This is a genomic window from Rossellomorea sp. YZS02, from assembly GCF_033963925.1.
Taxonomy (GTDB): Bacteria; Bacillota; Bacilli; order Bacillales; family Bacillaceae_B; genus Rossellomorea.
This window is the reverse complement of sequence record NZ_JAXBLY010000007.1, coordinates 94737-111426: the sequence shown is the minus strand read 5'-3', so window position 1 is coordinate 111426 and position 16690 is coordinate 94737. Positions and strand designations below refer to the sequence as shown.

Annotated in this window: 21 protein-coding genes and 1 other annotated feature; of the genes, 20 read left to right on the top strand and 1 reads right to left on the bottom strand. The window is 41.1% G+C overall.

The features are described 5' to 3' along the window. Positions 1-67: 67 nt before the first annotated feature. Positions 68-889 (top strand): hypothetical protein, encoded by an 822-nt coding sequence (locus tag SLH55_RS09000; protein ID WP_219168712.1) that lies wholly within the window; start codon positions 68-70, stop codon positions 887-889. Next, the gene (locus tag SLH55_RS08995; protein ID WP_320323252.1) at positions 879-1562 is read left to right on the top strand and encodes a serine hydrolase; all 684 of its coding nucleotides are present in this window, start codon (positions 879-881) and stop codon (positions 1560-1562) included. Before SLH55_RS09000 ends, SLH55_RS08995 begins: the two co-directional genes overlap by 11 nt. Before the next feature lie 57 nt (positions 1563-1619). Here the strand turns inward: SLH55_RS08995 and SLH55_RS08990 are convergent, their stop codons facing one another. Continuing rightward, positions 1620-2165, bottom strand: a complete 546-nt coding sequence (locus SLH55_RS08990) for a GNAT family N-acetyltransferase (protein ID WP_219168710.1) — start codon at positions 2163-2165, stop codon at positions 1620-1622. 335 nt (positions 2166-2500) lie between these two features. On the opposite strand from SLH55_RS08990, the gene SLH55_RS08985 reads away from it, so the two are divergent. The 18 genes from SLH55_RS08985 to SLH55_RS08900 all read left to right on the top strand — a co-directional run bounded on the left by SLH55_RS08985 (position 2501) and on the right by SLH55_RS08900 (position 16340). Continuing rightward, positions 2501-2767: a CD3324 family protein gene (locus SLH55_RS08985; protein ID WP_219168709.1), complete on the top strand. Its 267-nt coding sequence runs from the start codon at positions 2501-2503 to the stop codon at positions 2765-2767. Between the two features lie 172 nt (positions 2768-2939). Then, positions 2940-3578 (top strand): FusB/FusC family EF-G-binding protein, encoded by a 639-nt coding sequence (locus tag SLH55_RS08980; protein WP_219169338.1) that lies wholly within the window; start codon positions 2940-2942, stop codon positions 3576-3578. Between the two features lie 156 nt (positions 3579-3734). Beyond that, positions 3735-4805, top strand: coding sequence for a 23S rRNA (adenine(2503)-C(2))-methyltransferase RlmN (gene rlmN, locus SLH55_RS08975; protein ID WP_219168708.1), 1071 nt, complete (start codon positions 3735-3737; stop codon positions 4803-4805). 454 nt (positions 4806-5259) lie between these two features. Further along, positions 5260-6303: a metalloregulator ArsR/SmtB family transcription factor gene (locus SLH55_RS08970; protein WP_320323251.1), complete on the top strand. Its 1044-nt coding sequence runs from the start codon at positions 5260-5262 to the stop codon at positions 6301-6303. Between the two features lie 16 nt (positions 6304-6319). Continuing rightward, positions 6320-7540 carry an MFS transporter gene (locus SLH55_RS08965; protein ID WP_320323250.1) on the top strand — a complete coding sequence of 407 codons (1221 nt, stop codon included), beginning with the start codon at positions 6320-6322 and terminating at the stop codon, positions 7538-7540. Positions 7541-7607: 67 nt separating this feature from the next. Further along, complete coding sequence (locus SLH55_RS08960; protein ID WP_320323249.1) at positions 7608-8456, top strand: DUF2785 domain-containing protein; 849 nt, start codon at positions 7608-7610, stop codon at positions 8454-8456. Between the two features lie 15 nt (positions 8457-8471). Beyond that, positions 8472-9836 carry an NAD(FAD)-utilizing dehydrogenase gene (locus SLH55_RS08955; RefSeq protein WP_320323248.1) on the top strand — a complete coding sequence of 455 codons (1365 nt, stop codon included), beginning with the start codon at positions 8472-8474 and terminating at the stop codon, positions 9834-9836. Positions 9837-9913: 77 nt separating this feature from the next. Then, on the top strand, positions 9914-10279 hold the full coding sequence (locus SLH55_RS08950; RefSeq protein ID WP_219168704.1) for a hypothetical protein: 366 nt from the start codon (positions 9914-9916) through the stop codon (positions 10277-10279). Positions 10280-10312: 33 nt separating this feature from the next. Next, the gene (locus SLH55_RS08945; protein WP_219168703.1) at positions 10313-10747 is read left to right on the top strand and encodes a hypothetical protein; all 435 of its coding nucleotides are present in this window, start codon (positions 10313-10315) and stop codon (positions 10745-10747) included. Between the two features lie 21 nt (positions 10748-10768). Beyond that, positions 10769-11053 carry a hypothetical protein gene (locus SLH55_RS08940; RefSeq protein ID WP_219168702.1) on the top strand — a complete coding sequence of 95 codons (285 nt, stop codon included), beginning with the start codon at positions 10769-10771 and terminating at the stop codon, positions 11051-11053. 42 nt (positions 11054-11095) lie between these two features. Then, positions 11096-11557 carry a DinB family protein gene (locus tag SLH55_RS08935; protein WP_320323247.1) on the top strand — a complete coding sequence of 154 codons (462 nt, stop codon included), beginning with the start codon at positions 11096-11098 and terminating at the stop codon, positions 11555-11557. A gap of 402 nt (positions 11558-11959) precedes the next feature. After that, positions 11960-12151 carry a hypothetical protein gene (locus SLH55_RS08930; protein WP_219168700.1) on the top strand — a complete coding sequence of 64 codons (192 nt, stop codon included), beginning with the start codon at positions 11960-11962 and terminating at the stop codon, positions 12149-12151. 76 nt (positions 12152-12227) lie between these two features. Then, complete coding sequence (locus tag SLH55_RS08925) at positions 12228-13001, top strand: HAD-IIB family hydrolase (RefSeq protein WP_219168699.1); 774 nt, start codon at positions 12228-12230, stop codon at positions 12999-13001. Positions 13002-13150: 149 nt separating this feature from the next. Further along, the gene (locus SLH55_RS08920; RefSeq protein WP_226673894.1) at positions 13151-13585 is read left to right on the top strand and encodes a MarR family winged helix-turn-helix transcriptional regulator; all 435 of its coding nucleotides are present in this window, start codon (positions 13151-13153) and stop codon (positions 13583-13585) included. 27 nt (positions 13586-13612) lie between these two features. Then, positions 13613-14248 (top strand): nitroreductase family protein, encoded by a 636-nt coding sequence (locus tag SLH55_RS08915; RefSeq protein ID WP_320323246.1) that lies wholly within the window; start codon positions 13613-13615, stop codon positions 14246-14248. Positions 14249-14272: 24 nt separating this feature from the next. Then, on the top strand, positions 14273-14569 hold the full coding sequence (locus tag SLH55_RS08910) for a putative quinol monooxygenase (protein ID WP_320323245.1): 297 nt from the start codon (positions 14273-14275) through the stop codon (positions 14567-14569). 169 nt (positions 14570-14738) lie between these two features. Then, positions 14739-15620 (top strand): SMP-30/gluconolactonase/LRE family protein, encoded by an 882-nt coding sequence (locus SLH55_RS08905; protein WP_320323244.1) that lies wholly within the window; start codon positions 14739-14741, stop codon positions 15618-15620. Positions 15621-15683: 63 nt separating this feature from the next. Next, complete coding sequence (locus SLH55_RS08900) at positions 15684-16340, top strand: O-methyltransferase (RefSeq protein ID WP_320323243.1); 657 nt, start codon at positions 15684-15686, stop codon at positions 16338-16340. 58 nt (positions 16341-16398) lie between these two features. Beyond that, positions 16399-16609, top strand: a binding site (T-box leader). Positions 16610-16690 lie beyond the last annotated feature (81 nt).

Below are 16690 nucleotides of genomic sequence, written 5' to 3'. Positions count from 1 at the left end.
TCAAGTGAGGGGTATTTTGATAGAATGATAGTAAGTACTACTAATAAATTTACCCGGGGGTTTTTGTATGCAGAGATACATATGTGATACATGCGGTGTACAGTACAAAGAATCAATGGACGTACCTGAACATTGCCTGATTTGTGAAGAAGAAAGACAGTACGTAGGTCCTGCTGGTCAAACCTGGACCACCCTTGACAATATGAAGAGGGATTCTTTCCGGAATACGATAAGACTTGAGGAGTCAGGATTATATAGTGTGAAGACAACACCTGAATTCGCCATTGGCCAGACAGCTTATCTTGTTCAGGAAGACGGGTTCAACCTTTTATGGGACTGCATTTCTTATCTTGACGAAGAGACGATCAGTGAAATTACTAGACTTGGAGGTTTGGACGCCATAGCATTGTCCCATCCCCATTATTATTCCACACAGGTGGAATGGGCGGAAGTTTTTGACGTTCCCATCTATATCCACGAGGATGACCGGGAGTGGGTGATGAGGGAAAGTGAACGGATTGTATATTGGTCCGGTGATTCCTTGCAATTGCATAATGGTCTTTCCATTCACCGCCTTGGCGGACACTTCAAAGGCGGTGCCGTACTTCAATGGAAGGAAGGTTTCGACAACAAAGGTATTCTCCTTACAGGGGATATCATCCAGGTTGTCGCAGACAGGGAATGGGTAAGCTTCATGTACAGCTATCCAAATCTTATCCCACTACCTGCGAGAAAAGTGAGCGAGATGGCGGATGTGGTCAAAGACTTGAAATTTGACCGTTTATATAATGCGTTCCACCGGGTTGTGAAGGAAAATGCCCATGAGAGAGTGCAGAAATCTGCCGAGAGATACGTGAAGGCTTTGGAAGGTGTATGGTTTGAATCTTAGAGAAACTGAGAAATTAAAGAGACTAATCACTGAACAAGTTCCAGCCAATACGCTATTCGGTTTTTACCTGTATGATACGAACAGTAAGGAGACGGTTACCATAAATGAGGATGAGTGGTTTCCATTGGCAAGCGTTGCAAAATGGATTACCTCCATACTGGTTTCAAGGAGTAACTATTCAGTAGTAAACGAAGATCTGTATTTAGCAGTCTGTGAACATAGCCACGAGTCTTACATGAATTTGATTGAGGAACTCCCGGAACAGTACCTGAATGAATCTCTTGCACGTTTAAATGTTGAATGTAAAGTATCTGACCAAAATAGAGATAAAGTGAATAATATCGGAACTCCAAAGGGTTTGTTTCAAATGATGGATCTTTTACTCCACGAAAGCTCAAAACCTGATCACAGGGAGGCCATTCTTAAAGGAATGAAAAATCAGGAGGATCCAGATGGGTTTCGTTTTTCATTGCCTTGGTTCCACATGACGGGTGGATTAGAAGGTGTATGTAATGACATTGGGATCATAAAGACAGATGACTTGCAATTCATTGTCATCGGACTGCTTCACTGTCAGGATCCTTCAGTCGAGTGGACTGAGTTGGAGAAATTCATGAGGAAGATCGGAGAGGCGGTAGAGACGTGCATCAATAAAGGGTACAGTATAAGGTGAACACTAAACAACCAGCTTTAACTAGAAGAAGCTGGTTGTTTGTTAATATGTAATCTATCAAGACGCCTTCCAATCCCTTTTCAACAGACTATATGTCAAGATGTCTTCATAATGATCATATAACCATTGACCATCCCGGGTGATTCCTTCTTTTGTGAATCCCAATCGTTCCGGGATCCCCATGCTCTTCTTATTGTTGATGGCACATTGAATTTCCACCCTGTTTAAATCCATTTCGATAAATAGATAGTGTAGTAGTGAGGAAACGGCGCGGGTGATGATCCCATTTCCTTCAGCCTCTCGGGAAAGAAGGTATCCGATACTTGTACTCCTGCTTTTCCAATCGATATAATGAAGCCCGATCATACCGACTAATCTTCCTTGATACCGAATACCGGCATCAAATCCATCGTTATCTGCGTATTTTCGAATCCATATTGGAATGATCGGCTCCAAGTCCTCTGGTGATTGCCGTTTATCCACCCATAGAAGCCATCTGCGAAGATGATCCCTGTTTGAATCAATCAGTTCGTATAGCTCATTTTTATGGTGCTGTTGAAATAGCTCGATCGAGATCTCTTGATCTACGGTAAAAGAAAACATGCTAAACAACTCCTTAGTAAGATTTAGAAGATTATACCATATTAGAGTGCTTCTAAATTCAATATTTTTTAAAAATAAAAGTGTATCCTTGTAAGATAATGCTTAGAAACAGGAATTCTCTTATAATAGAAGAAAATATTCTTATAGGGAGGTGGTGACATGGTAGTGAATACAAACATACCAGAGTCCCGAGCGTCTCATGCAAAGCCTATTATTAGAAAGGCGATACTTTGCATGGGGCGGAATATGATGTAATCGCCATGAAAGATCGTTTCTAGTAAGTCGGCTTTGCACCTTATTGACTGAATTCACAAGAAAATAAGGAGCTGACTGAAATGAAATATGTAAAAGCAGATAATGTGCTGCCTCCATCGTTAGTGAGCGAGATCCAGAAATACGTACAGGGGGAAACAATCTATATACCAAAACCGAAATCAGAGCACCTTAAGTGGGGGAGCCGTTCCGGTACTAGAAGGGTCATGGATGAAAGAAATGCTGAAATCAGAACAGCTTTCCGGAATGGAAAGTCAATTCATGAATTGGCTGATGACCATTACCTTTCAAGTGAAACAATCAAGAAAATCGTATACAAAAAGTGCTGAGAGAATCAGTGCTTTTTTTCTGTGTAATGATCAATTCTAAATGAAACTATACATACCCTGATGATCTGTAAAGGTATATAGTATAAGGGAACACCCTGTAGCAGGAATGATTGACCCGAGTTTATCGAAGAGTGCAGGGTATATAAAACACAGGTATTTAGGAGCGATTATGATGGAACCATTTATTCGGAATGATCAATATAATTTTATTTCTTATCAAACACAAGTGCTGATCAATGGATATGCAACCGTGAATGACTTGAGTGTCTTACAAGCTTTAAAGGGACTTGTGCAGGACAAAGTGACAAATCTGTTTGATAAACTTTCGCCTTCACAGCAAACGGTGCTTAAACCAATAGAAGATATCCGTGATACAGAACATGCTGAAGATTATTTAATCGGATTAAAGTCATATGTGATCCCCTTTCCGACAGTGAATGATCATGCAGTAAGAAAGTTATTTCCCAAGGTTAAAAAATTGAAGACACCTGACTGGGAAGATATTGATTTCCGGGACATCTCCTATTTAGGCTGGAATGATTACGGTCAGGAACGAAAATATATGATTGCAGAATACAACGGGGAATTAAAAGGATTTAGAGGAACGTTTAAAAACAGCAGTAAAAAAGGGATCTGCACCATTTGTAACACCTTTTCTAGTATTGGGTTTTACATGTCAGAATCCAAGGGATCTGCTCAAGGTACTTTTGTTAAAAAAGGGAATTATATATGCCAGGACAGTGATGAGTGCAATGACAAGCTGAAAAACAAAGAAAAATTGGACGATTTCATTCTTCGGATCAATCATTAAGACAAAAGAGGTAAACAAAAGGTGTATTTTTCTAATGTTATACTATATTACGGAATTCCAATTCTTCTCAACACTTATAAATCCCTTGAAACATTCCCATACTTTAAGTAGTATAGATAAGTAGAAAATTGTAGAGTTTCGAAATGAGGGTTTTAAATGGAAAAGAAATCCATATATGGATTAACATTAGATCAATTAACGTCTTGGCTCGTAGAGAACGGTCAAAAGAAATTCCGTGCAGCTCAAGTATGGGATTGGTTATATAAGAAACGTGTGACAAACTTTGCTGATATGAAGAACCTGAACGCTGATTGTGTTCAACTTCTTGAAGATCACTTCTATCTCCATACACTCACACAGGAAATCAAGCAGGAATCAAAGGATGGTACCATTAAATTCTTATTCAAGCTTGAGGATGGGAACCTGATTGAAACCGTCTTGATGCGTTTCAACTATGGATTGAGTGTGTGTGTCACAACACAGGTAGGTTGTAACATCGGTTGTACATTCTGTGCAAGTGGACTGTTAAAGAAGAATCGCGACTTATCAAGTGGTGAAATTGTGGAACAGATCATGAATGTTCAACATCACCTGGATGAAGCAGGGAACGGCGAACGTGTCAGTCATATCGTCGTTATGGGAATCGGTGAGCCGTTCGATAACTATGATAATATGATGGACTTCTTCCGAGTTGTAAATGACCAGAAAGGTCTTTCCATCGGAGCGCGTCATATTACCGTATCAACAAGTGGACTGGCAGATAAGATTTACAAGTTTGCTGATGAAAACATCCAAATTAATTTGGCTGTTTCCCTTCATGCGCCAAACAACGAATTGCGTACAAGGATCATGAAGATCAATCGTGCATATCCTTTAGAGAAACTCATGCCTGCGATTGATTATTATCTAGAGAAGACCAATCGTCGAATCACATTTGAGTATATCCTCTTAAGTGATGTGAATGATCATAAGGAAGAGGCACTTCAGCTGGCGAAGCTTCTGAAGAATAAGCGTCACCTTTCATACGTGAACTTGATTCCTTATAATCCGGTCGACGAACACAACCAGTATCAAAGAAGTACTAAAGAAGCAATTGTTGAATTCTATGGTACCCTGCTGGAGCATGGTATCAACTGTGGAGTGCGCGTGGAGCAGGGAACGGATATCGATGCTGCATGCGGTCAGCTGAGAAGTAAGCAGATCAAGAAAGATAAAGTTAAATCATAACACTTTTAATTGAAGCACATGAATTCCTGTATGGGATTTGTGTGCTTTTTTGCTGTGCAGTAGATCGGGGCGGAGAGAGGGCTGGAATTTCCATAATTTTCAAAAAGACGCAATTTACAAAGGATTTGACGCAATTCTTGTGATAATGACGCAATCGACATCCAAAATGATGCAATAAAGTAAATTATGACGCAATCAAGACAGAAAATGACGCAATTCCGGTAATGAACAACCTCACTCCCCATTTAGAAATGCATCTTTAAACCCTTTTTGTCCTTAAAAGCTAGTGAAAAACAATATTTTTGCTCCATCATCAGAAAGAAAAGTATCTTCAACGATTTTTTTATAAGAATTAACTCATTTGATTTTTTTTGTTCGATTTATATTGAATTCACCGTTCGGTAATTATAGAATATTCATTAAGAAGAAATTTTTGGAAAAGGGGTGGATCAATATGGATGTGCTCCATATGACCAGTCGGAAAAGAGAAACATACGAAGTGAAAATGGAAGCTTCCCTTCTATGGGAATGTGCTTTGGGGATTGCGGCAATAACCAATACCAGGCTCATTGAAACGTTAGAAAAAACCAAAGAATCATGGGACAAGTTAAAAAAATCTTTATCCCGTTCTCTGATTCAAGACTTGGAGTATGTAGAAAAGAATAATACCTGGAAATCCTTGCTCCTACTATTGCATCAAAAAGAATTCCGATCCTTGGATGAGTTCATTACCAATGTGGATGAATTGGAAGATGAAAAATTCAAATACCATTGCATTCCTTATATAGGAATGAAGTTGCAGGAATTTCGCATGCTCGCTTCTAAAGGTGATGTAGCATCACGGAACAGATTGAAACAAGAAAGTGATGATAACCCATATTATCCAGGTTATATTGAATTCATCTGCACGACGAATGTCCACAACCTTAAGAGGCACGTAAAGAGTGTGATGACCCGCTGGTATGAAGAAGTGATTCTACCTGAACAAGAGACACTGTCCGGAATATTAACAAGGGATAGAAAGTCGAAGAAAGAGATGAGTGAAAAGCTCAATCCCGAAGCTTTAGTGGAATGGGCGACAGGCGGCATCACCTATTTGCCGGAGCCTGCAGTCCACACAGTCCTACTCATTCCACAATCCATTTACCGTCCTTGGAATGTTGAAGGAGATGTAGAAGGAGTCAAAGTGTTTTATTACCCTGTAGCCAATGAAAGTATCTACCCTGACGATAAGGATATGCCAGACTATTTTCTTGTACAGAAGCATAAAGCCCTCGGGGATGATGCGCGCCTCAGGATGGTGAAATTGTTAAAACGATCAGAACGCACCTTGCAGGAAATCACGAATGAACTGAGCATGGGGAAATCCACCGTCCATCATCATTTGAAAATCCTCAGATCAGCCAGGCTTGTCGACATCCAGGATGGAAAATACCGCTTGAAAGAGAACGCTGTAGAATCGCTGTCAAAAGAATTGATGCACTATCTAATGGACTAAAGGGGGAGGAAGTAACTTGGGAGAACCGTCGGTCAGTATTAATCAAATGCATGAACTACCGCCTTTAAAGAAAAACTATTCCGTTTTCAGATTCATGGGTGGGAATTTGATTTCATTTTTCGGGGACCAGATCTATTTAATCGCCATTCCTCTAATGGTACTGAGTATCACCGGATCACCTGTCAGCATGGGAATCGTGGCCGCTCTTGAGAGGCTGCCGATTTTACTGCAGCCATTTGCAGGGATACTGTCTGATCGGTTTAACCGTAAGCACTTGCTTCTACTATGTGATTTAGGGCGATGCTTACTTGTCGGTGTGATCGGGGTTCTCTTCATACTGGGAATTCTGGAAATGTGGATGATCTACCCTGCGGTGTTCGGTATTGGACTATTGAGTCAAATATATAATACATCTCAATTTGCCTCGATACCCGGACTTGTCAGGGGAGAAGACCTTCAGGCTGTAAATTCCGTGAATTCAGGGATTTTCAATTTAGCGGTGTTTATCGCCCCGGGGCTGGGAGGATTGATTATTTCCTTCTTTAATCCAGGCTACGCCTTGATGGTTAACAGCGTCAGCTTCCTGCTGTCTTTCCTTGCCATTGCAAGTCTGCGGATGAAGGAGAAGAAGGTTCCAGTGATTTCGATTTGGGGAGGGATCTGGGAAGGGTTTGTATACGTCGTAAAGACCAAACCGATTTTGTATACCAACCTCGCCATGGTAGCTTCTGTGTTCGGAACTACTTTATTCCTTACACTATTGGTGTTTCACCTTAAGGATTCCATCCAATTGAACACGGTTTCGATAGGATGGTTATTATCAATGGGAGGAGTAGGCGCTATTTTGGGTGCGGTGACGTCGAGCCTGTTCCGGAAGCGGTTCTCTTATCGCAGCATATTATTTGGTTCTTCTATGATCGGAGGACTATCGATCCTTTGTTTCGGTTGGATGGAATCTTATACAGGGCTTGTCATCATGAATGCAGTCGGGACGTTCTGTGCATCGATGATGAGCCCGTGCATCATTACCATAAGGCAAACACTGACGCCAGATCACCTGTTGGGAAGAGTGCAGGCCACATGCCGTCTCATGACGTGGGTATTCATGCCCCTTGCCGCATTCCTGGCGGGACTATTGGCAGAATCCATCGGGACACACTATACAATCATGCTGGCAGGTGCCATCTCCACTCTCTCCTCCATTCCGTATTTGCAGCATAGTTTAATAGATAAATAGAGGGACGGACCTCTCAAAGTGTTTTATGGTAGGATAGAAATAGATTTATTGCGGGGAGAATTCGGATATGATAACGGAAGAACATTTAAAAGAGAAAATGAGGAGAATCGATTTCACATGTCCAGACTCCATAAAAGACTGGGACATGGATGCATTATTAAAAGATATGGTCCACCACATTGGTTCCATCGATGGAGAATTAAGGGATTCGTTGATTTATACAAGCTTTTACAGATTGATGGAAGGAAACCACCTATCCCAAGAGCAAATGTTATTTCTATTTGATATTTGTATAGACGAAAGTCACTTATTTAATGAAATCGGAAAAAAGGAAGATGATTCGGTCTTCACACGGGCATTTTCATCTTTAGTACTGGCATTACTTTTGGCTAAAGACCGTGAACGGCCATTTTTACCCTCTGAAAAAGTCCAGGAAGCAATTCATGCCTGTTTTCATTATTTAGAGGCAGAAGTCGATACCCGGGGTTATGTCCAAAGGAAGGGATGGGCCCATAGCATTGCACACGGAGCCGATTATTTAACGGAAGTCATCAGACACCCCCAATTTCCAGGGGAGCTTCATCAGAGAAGTCTTGATATCGTCAAATCATGCATATTCAAAGAAGCAACTTATGTAGATAACGAGGATGGACGCTTATGTTCAGCCATTGAGGCACTGGTCGAAAAAGGGTTGACTGATGAAGAGCTGCATACATGGCTGATGAACTTGTCCGGTTCTGTAAATGAACGTTACACGGAAAATGGATATTCCCTATCCTTTTACAGAGAGCAAATGACTGTCCAACAATTCATGCAAACCTGTTATTTCCGTCTGAAATGGAAAGATACCGGGAGCAAATCAAGGGACCATATTGGTACCGTGCTGCAAAAGTGGCATAGGCACGTATTCAACTAAAAGGAGGAGCGGAGGATGCAATCAAATCATCATGACATCACCATCATAGGAGCAGGTGTGAGCAGTGTGTTTCTCGCTTACACCTTGATGAACCAAAATGAGCATCTCACCATCCATATGATCGATGTTGGCAAGGAACTGAGTGAGCGGGTGTGTGGATTAGATGCCGGTAGAGAGTGCACCTGTGTGGGTCTATGCAGTAAATATATCGGCTTTGCCGGCCTCGGTAAATCAGAAGGGAAGTTCAATTATACGAATGATTTCGGAGGAGAGCTTGGCAGGAAGATCGGAAAGCAGCATACCCTTGACTTAATGAAGGAAGTGGACAAGATCCTCTGTGAATTTGGTGGCGGCATCAGACCTATTTACAGTACAAAAAATAAGGATCTTTCGAATAAGGCCGTACAATCAGGCTTACGGGCACTATCAACGGAGGTTCGACATCTTGGGACAATTCTGGCGAATGAAGTGTTCCAAAAGATATATGAGTTTCTGAAAAACAGGGTTCATTTCCATTTTGAAACGCACGTTGATAGGGTATCAATACATGAATCAGGCTTTCGGATCCAAACCGATAAAGGTGAATTCACCACTGGAAAAGTAGTGATCGGAACCGGGATGAGCGGCAGCTCGTGGTTGAAAAAACAAGCCGCATCTCTTGGACTTCATCCTGGAGAAACCCGTCTGGATCTGGGGATTCGTGTAGAGATGAAAGGGGATCAGCTGCAGTCGATATTGCAGGATACGTTTGAAACGAAGTTGAAGATTGAAAGAGATTCCTTCAGTGCAACCACGTATTGTATGAATCCCCGTGGGAGGATCATCCGTAAACATCAGCATGGGGTTGTGATGCCGGATGGACAAAATGAACGTGAGAAGGAAAGCCCGAGTGCGAATTTAAATTTCAGCTTATTCGTGCCTCAATATTTCCCTTCCCATGATGAAGCCATGGAATATGCATTGAGTATTATTGGAAGCATCAATCAAGGACGGGAGAGGATTGTCGTTCAAAGGCTGGAAGATTTTCAGTTACATAGAAAGTCAACTTCGTTGGAAGGGAATCTTGTAGGTCCGTCCCTCGACGGGGAATGTGGGAATGTACGGGAAGAGGTTCCTGATCTGTATGGGAAGGCGCTTCTTGAGTTTATGGCTTGCTTGGAAGAGCTTATTGGTGAGAAGGTGCATCCTGATACACTCCTGTACGGCATGGATGCGAAGTTCTATGAGCCTAAATTACCGACGGACATGAACTTTGAAACGGAAGTCCCTGATTTGTTTTTGATTGGTGATTGCTCTGGAGAGTCCCATTCTTTATCTCAGGCAGCTTCGAGTGGGATATATTTAGGCAGATATTTGGGACAAGATATTGCTAAAAAATGACAAATTTAGTATTGTTTGAAACCTTTCTGTTTGTTCTTTCGTAGTAGTAGGAAAGAACAGGCAGAAAGGATTTTTTTATGGAATTAAGAGTTGAAAAGAGCGATGTTGATTATGAAACGATTATAGATCATCATACAAAAAAACAGTTGAGTATGTATTCCCTTCTAAATTTACTGGGAGCGTTTATGCTGATTGGATTCGGACTGATGTTCTTCACGGTCCCACTGGATATCAACCAACAGTTGCAATGGGTTCATGTGAAGGGAGTCCATGTTGATAGAAAGTCGACGAGGGAATTCTTTGTATTCCTTTTCACTGCAGGATTCTTATATTTCACCTTGCTATTTTTGTACTTTAAAAGATACTGGAAGAAAACGTCTATACTCATCACTCTTTTATGTTTGGGAGTCATCGATGCTATCTTCTTCTTCTTTTCGTTTTAGGAGGTTAACTATTTATGAATGGAGGTCAATAAATTGTATTACTATTTTAATGTTTTACTAACGATCATCATCCTAATCATCGGGACGGGGATAGCATTCTTCATCGATCAATTCAGTAAACAATTAGAAAGAATCATACCTGCAAGATTCTTATTCCTTACGGTCGTATTGATTCTGTTTACGTTGATGTTGAGTTCTACCATAATGGTCAGCTCATTAAAAAATTGGAGTTTGATGGATACGGCCTTCATTTCCAGTCTCTGTTTCTTTGCACTTGGGTGGGTGACAAACATCTCGAAAAAGGCACAATTCAATCAGGCAGGTACTTTTGCTAAGTTTATCACGAATAATCAGTTCAAGTATGAATATGAATCCGCAAGCTCTTCGAATAAGAGTCCCTACTTCATTGCCAGTCTCTTGTTCCTCGTATTGAGTTGGGGACTTTCCTTTTGGGTTGCTTATAGTTAGAGATAAGAAGGAGATATTGGTATGAGTGATTGGGGCATATTGTTTCTTTTGGTAATGATGCTTGTGACGATTTTGCTATTCACCAATTTTTTAGTCGTGAAGGTTTCAGGAAGCAGTAAAAAGAAGCGGATATGGGCGGGGGTCACATGTTTCCTTCTCAGTCCTTTGATCATGCTTGTAACGGGTTTATCTGTAAGCCCATTTGATCCCTATGGTTTTGGAACGGGAATGACAATGCTGATTTATGGGACCTTTTGTGCATTGAATGGGTTACGGATCATTGTGGTTGGATTGTTCATGGAATAGCGGTATTAAATCACATAATGAAATGAAGGGATAGATGAGAGAATGATAGAACTTTTTTCTTATAATTGGGAAGTAAGGAGAGACTGGTTTGATTGGTGCAGGGAAATCGAGAATGAAGAATTGCTGAAAGAGCGGAAAGGCGGAATGGGAAGTATTCTAAAGAACCTTTATCATGTGGTGGATTGTGAACAGATTTGGATGAATCAGCTGCAGGGGAAACCCGTGCTGATGAAGGACGTACATACCGTCTCAACATTAGACGAAGTCATTTGCTTTTCAGAAAACACCCGGCAACAAACTGAACAATTTCTCTCCTTATGGATCCCAGCCTACGACAAGAAAGAATTCAATATGAAAACAAGATCTGGAAGAACCTACAGTTTCACCTACAAAAAGGTTCTGCAGCATGTAGTGGCCCATGAAATCCATCACATCGGTCAGTTATCCGTGTGGGCAAGGGAAATCGGGAAAAAACCTGTGTCCAGTGATTATATTTTTAGATGAGGTTTTATATTAACAAGAAAAAGACGAATTGAACAGCGTGTAAAAAGAGTAAAGGACTATTATATGAAAATCAGTCACTGCAACGAATGAAAAAGCAGTGGCATACGCAATCTCCACATTTCTTTTGTGATAGTCAAACTTTTCGTCTGTTGATTGGAGCGGAAGGTGCTTGACTCCTGCGGGAAACGCTGGACAGGTGAGACCCCGCAGGCGTAGCCGAGGAGGCTCACCGCCAGCCCCGCGGAAAGCGAGCACCTGTAGCGGAAATCAACCGCCACTCGCTACATCCAAAAGCAACAATATTTACGAAAACAGCCTTTAAGAAAGAAACCACTTTAGAACGGTGGCCATCGGTGGTATACTTGATGAATTGTTTAATGAGAAAAGGGGAAATACAACATTATGAGATATGTGAAATCACAAATGAAACTGTTGGTTAGGGATAATAAAGAATTGCAGTCACGCCTGAAAGTATTGATGGAAGAAATGAATTTAGAGAGGACGTTTGCTCTTAAAGCACTGTATCATTCAGAAGTTGCAGAAGGTGGAAAGTATCAGGCCGCCTATCAAGCGTTGGACTTGCCAAAGGAGTAACTAGTAGCTATTGAAAATGATTACTAAATCCTCTTTCCTATGGTAAAATCATACATATTGAGAGAGGGTGTTTATCATGAAATTTGTGTTTGACTTAGACGGTACAATTTGCTTTAAAGGTGAGCCTGTTTCTAAAAGAATTGTTCAATCCTTGCTGGATTTGAAATCGAGTGGTCACGAACTATTTTTTGCATCTGCACGGCCGATTCGCGATATGCTTCCCGTCCTGGATGTGAGATTGCATTCTTATCCATTAATAGGCGGTAACGGATCTCTTCTCTATCAACATGGAGAAGTCATACATTCAACATCCTTTCATCCAAACGACCTTGCGAAGATTCATGAGCTTATAGACCAATATGAAGCGACGTATTTAATCGATAGTGAGTGGGATTATGCTTATACAGGTCCTAACAATCACCCTATCCTGGATTTTTTGGATCCAGCCAATCTTGCCAGTTCCCTTCCGGTTGAATCACTGAATTCGATTGTGAAGATATTGTTGTTAACATCAACTAATTTTCAAGATATGTTGATAGATTTGAAGTCCCTGGATATCGTTGTGAATACCCATACGAATGAAAAGGTAGTGGATCTCAGCCCTGCCAATATACATAAATGGAGTGCTCTTTCAACATTTGGAGTTTCTGAAGAGGATTTTATTGCATTTGGAAATGATGCCAATGACGTTAGTATGTTCAGGAAAGCGAAGCATGCAGTGATGGTGGGCTACCATGAAGGGCTATCTGACTATGCCGATGAACATATCCCCTTTACAGGTGATTATGAAGAGGAGATCATTAAGAAATTGAAAGAATTGTCGTTTAAGTATATTGAAGTCAAGGAATGAAGCAAGAAAGCTGGTTAAAGGATCGTATCTCTTTAAGCCGGCTTTTTTTAATACACAAACCTATTTGATTGACTATTATATTTAAATATATTATATTAATTGACGGGTCAACAATTGACCTGTCAATTATCTATAAGGAGGAGGATGCTTTGTCCAACTCGTGTCGTGAAGAAGAGAAGATCATCATTCAACTCAATGATATATATAAGCAAATGAGTCCGAAATTTGAGCGGTGTACTGGAATCAGTCAATCGCGTTTGGACCTGTTGCACAGGCTGTTTGAAGTAGAAGAAATCAGCCAGACGGCACTTCAACGTGAAGTGAATATCGATAGTGCGGCTGTTACCAGGCATTTAAAACAGCTTGAAGGAAAAGGAATGGTTTCGCGGCGTAAAAATCCCGCTGACAACCGTTTCACCTTTGTCCGCCTGACAGAAGAAGGAAGGCTGAAGATTCAAGCTTACCGGGAAGAGAAAGAGATTTTCATCTCTAAGGTCTTCAAGACTTTTACAGAAGAAGAACGTTCAATTCTTTCGGACATGCTAAATCGTATCCAAGATAATGTACAGGACATTGAATCTTAAGAAATCATACAAGAAGGAGAATGCATCATGAATACAACAAAAATCAATGACTTTAACGAAATCATCACAGGTCGTCGTTCCATCCGTAACTATGATCCGTCAGTGAAAATCAGCAAAGAAGAAATGACTGAAATCCTTACAGAGGCAACCCTTGCCCCTTCATCCGTCAATCTGCAGCCTTGGCGTTTTCTTGTCATTGACAGCGAAGAAGGAAAGGCAGCACTTGCTCCACTTGCAAAGTTCAATCAAACACAAGTCAAGACTTCTTCTGCCGTTATTGCAGTATTTGTCGATATGAACAGCCTTGACTATGCAGATGAAATCTATAATAAGGCAGTCGAAGAGGGGTATATGCCTGCAGAAGTAAGAGACAGACAGCTTCCTGCCATTAAAGGTTTACTCGAAACGATGCCGGTCGATCAGTTCAGGGAGATGAACCTCATCGATGCAGGTTTGGTATCTATGCAGCTGATGCTTGCTGCACGCGCTCACGGATATGATACAAATCCGATAGGTGGTTACGAAAAAGACCAAATTGCTGAAGCCTATGGCATGGATAAAGAACGTTACTACCCGGTTATGCTGATTTCAATCGGGAAAGCGGCAGATGCAGGCTACAAATCAGTTCGTTTACCAGTTGAATCCATCACAGAATGGAAATAATAGTACGAGAAGAGGAGAATCAGTATGATTATCATTCACGCTGAATTTAAGATCAACCCTATCCAGGAACAGGCATTTTTAGAAGAAATCCGCCCGCTAGTCGCTGCATCCAGAGCAGAAGCAGGTAATATCTCATACGATTTAATGAAAGATACTGAAAGAGAACATGTCTACACAATGGTTGAAGTATGGAAGGACTCATCAGCCGTTGAGAGCCATAATGCAAGTGTACATTTCACATCATTTGTAGGAAGGGCTCCTGAATATTTAGCAGCCCCACTTGATGTAAAGATTTATGAAGGTAATAAAATCGAGAAATAACTTTTTGAAAGCACCCGGCATCGGCTGGGTGCTTTTTCATTTGAAATGAGAAAGGTTTAAGGAAGATGGGAAAAAAGAGCAACAGGGAAAATGTAGGTTCATTTAAAGGGATTTACATTATTTAACTAGAATTACATATGTAGAGACCTTGTATAGAGAGGATTTTTTTATGTCAGTCAAATTAAGAGTAGATGCACGAAATACTCTGGGGGAAAGTCCTTGTTGGGACCATGAACGAAAGATGCTCCTGTGGGTAGATATTATGGAAAAGAAAATTTTTCGCCTACATACTTTGAATGATGAGTTGGAAGAGGTGCAATTGGATCAATTCGTAGGCTGTCTTTCTCAGACCAATAGAGGACGATTGATCCTTGGACTTCAACACGGCATCCATTTTTATGATTGGGAGACGGGTATCTTAGAAAAAGTCGTGGACCCTGAAAGTCACCTGAAGGAAAACAGGTTCAATGATGGGAAGTGTGATCCTTCCGGCCGCTTTTGGGCGGGAACGACTGATCAAACAGGGGTTAAAGGGAATGGGGCTTTATACGTTGTCGACTCTACTTTACAAATAACAAAAAAGGTCGGAAACGTGGGTACATCAAATGGCCTCGCGTGGTCACCTGATCACCGGTATATGTACTTTATTGATACCCCTACGAAGCAAGTGGTCAGATATCGGTATTTTGTAGATTCGGGTGAAATTGAATGTCCAGAGGTAGTCGTACAATTTCCTGAGAGTACAGGATTGCCTGATGGTATGACGATCGATGAAGAAGGAATGCTGTGGATCGCCCATTGGGGAGGAAATGGGATATCAAGATGGGATCCATATAAGGGCAAACAGCTAGAATTTATTCCGGTTCCCGCAGTGAATGTGACCTCTTGTGCCTTCGGTGGACCCAATCTTGACGAACTGTACATCACATCGGCGAGAACGAGAATGACAGAGGAACAGTTGTGTGATTATCCCTATGCTGGAGGGTTTTTTTCATTGAAGACGAATGTTAAAGGAATAAAGAATTTTAGGTTTGATGAGTCATCAATATGATGAGAAATAGTACCAGTTATACATAATGATATTATGTAAATAAATTTAGGAGTGAGTAATCAAATGTCAACAGATACTTGGACAAAAGTAGATCAATATTATTCAGAAAAACTTCACAAAACCGATGAAATCATGGAGTCTGTATTGCAGGCAAATAGCGAAGCCGAGCTTCCTGCAATCGATGTTTCTCCAAATCAGGGGAAATTCCTTTCCCTACTGGCGCAACTTCAAGGGGCAAAAAGAATCTTGGAAATTGGAACACTCGGTGGGTACAGCACCATTTGGCTTGCCAGGTCCCTGCCGGAGGACGGCCGGATTGTGACATTGGAGTATAGTGAAAAACATGCAAAAGTAGCAGGACAAAATATTCGGAATGCCGGCTTGAAAGACAAAGTGGAAATCAAAGTTGGAGCTGCTCTGGACACACTGCCAACACTTCAGGGTACATTTGATTTCATCTTCATTGATGCAGATAAGCAAAACAACTCCAATTATTTAAAATGGGCACTTCGATTGTCGCAGCCCGGGACGGTCATCATCACGGATAATGTCGTTCGTGGAGGAAGAGTCATTGATGAAGCCAGTGAAGATGATAGTGTTCAGGGAGTACGAACATTTGTAGAACTGTTATCCAATGAAGAACGGATCGATTCGACGGTCGTTCAGACCGTTGGATCAAAGGGGTATGATGGATTTGTGATGGGGATCGTGAAGGGATAAATAAATTATTATTGTTTTTTCCTGAATTATCCTGTAAAATAAATGAAAATTCTAAATCATACATGTAATGATGGGATTCAGTAGTGACTTATCTCCCTGTCGCAGAGAACTGATGTCTGGTGAAAATCAGTACATAGATAAGCATGAATTACTTCCTTGAACATTCTTTGTGAACAGATAGAGTAGCAGAGAACGGACGGGCCGTTATCCGTACAGAGTGGAAGAGTAATCTTCAATTAGGGTGGTACCGCGTTAACCACGTCCCTTTTTATAAGGGGCGTGGTTTTTTTGTTTAGGGAGTATTGAGAAGTGATTCATTGTTTTATCGGCGAACACATAAAACTTCAGCG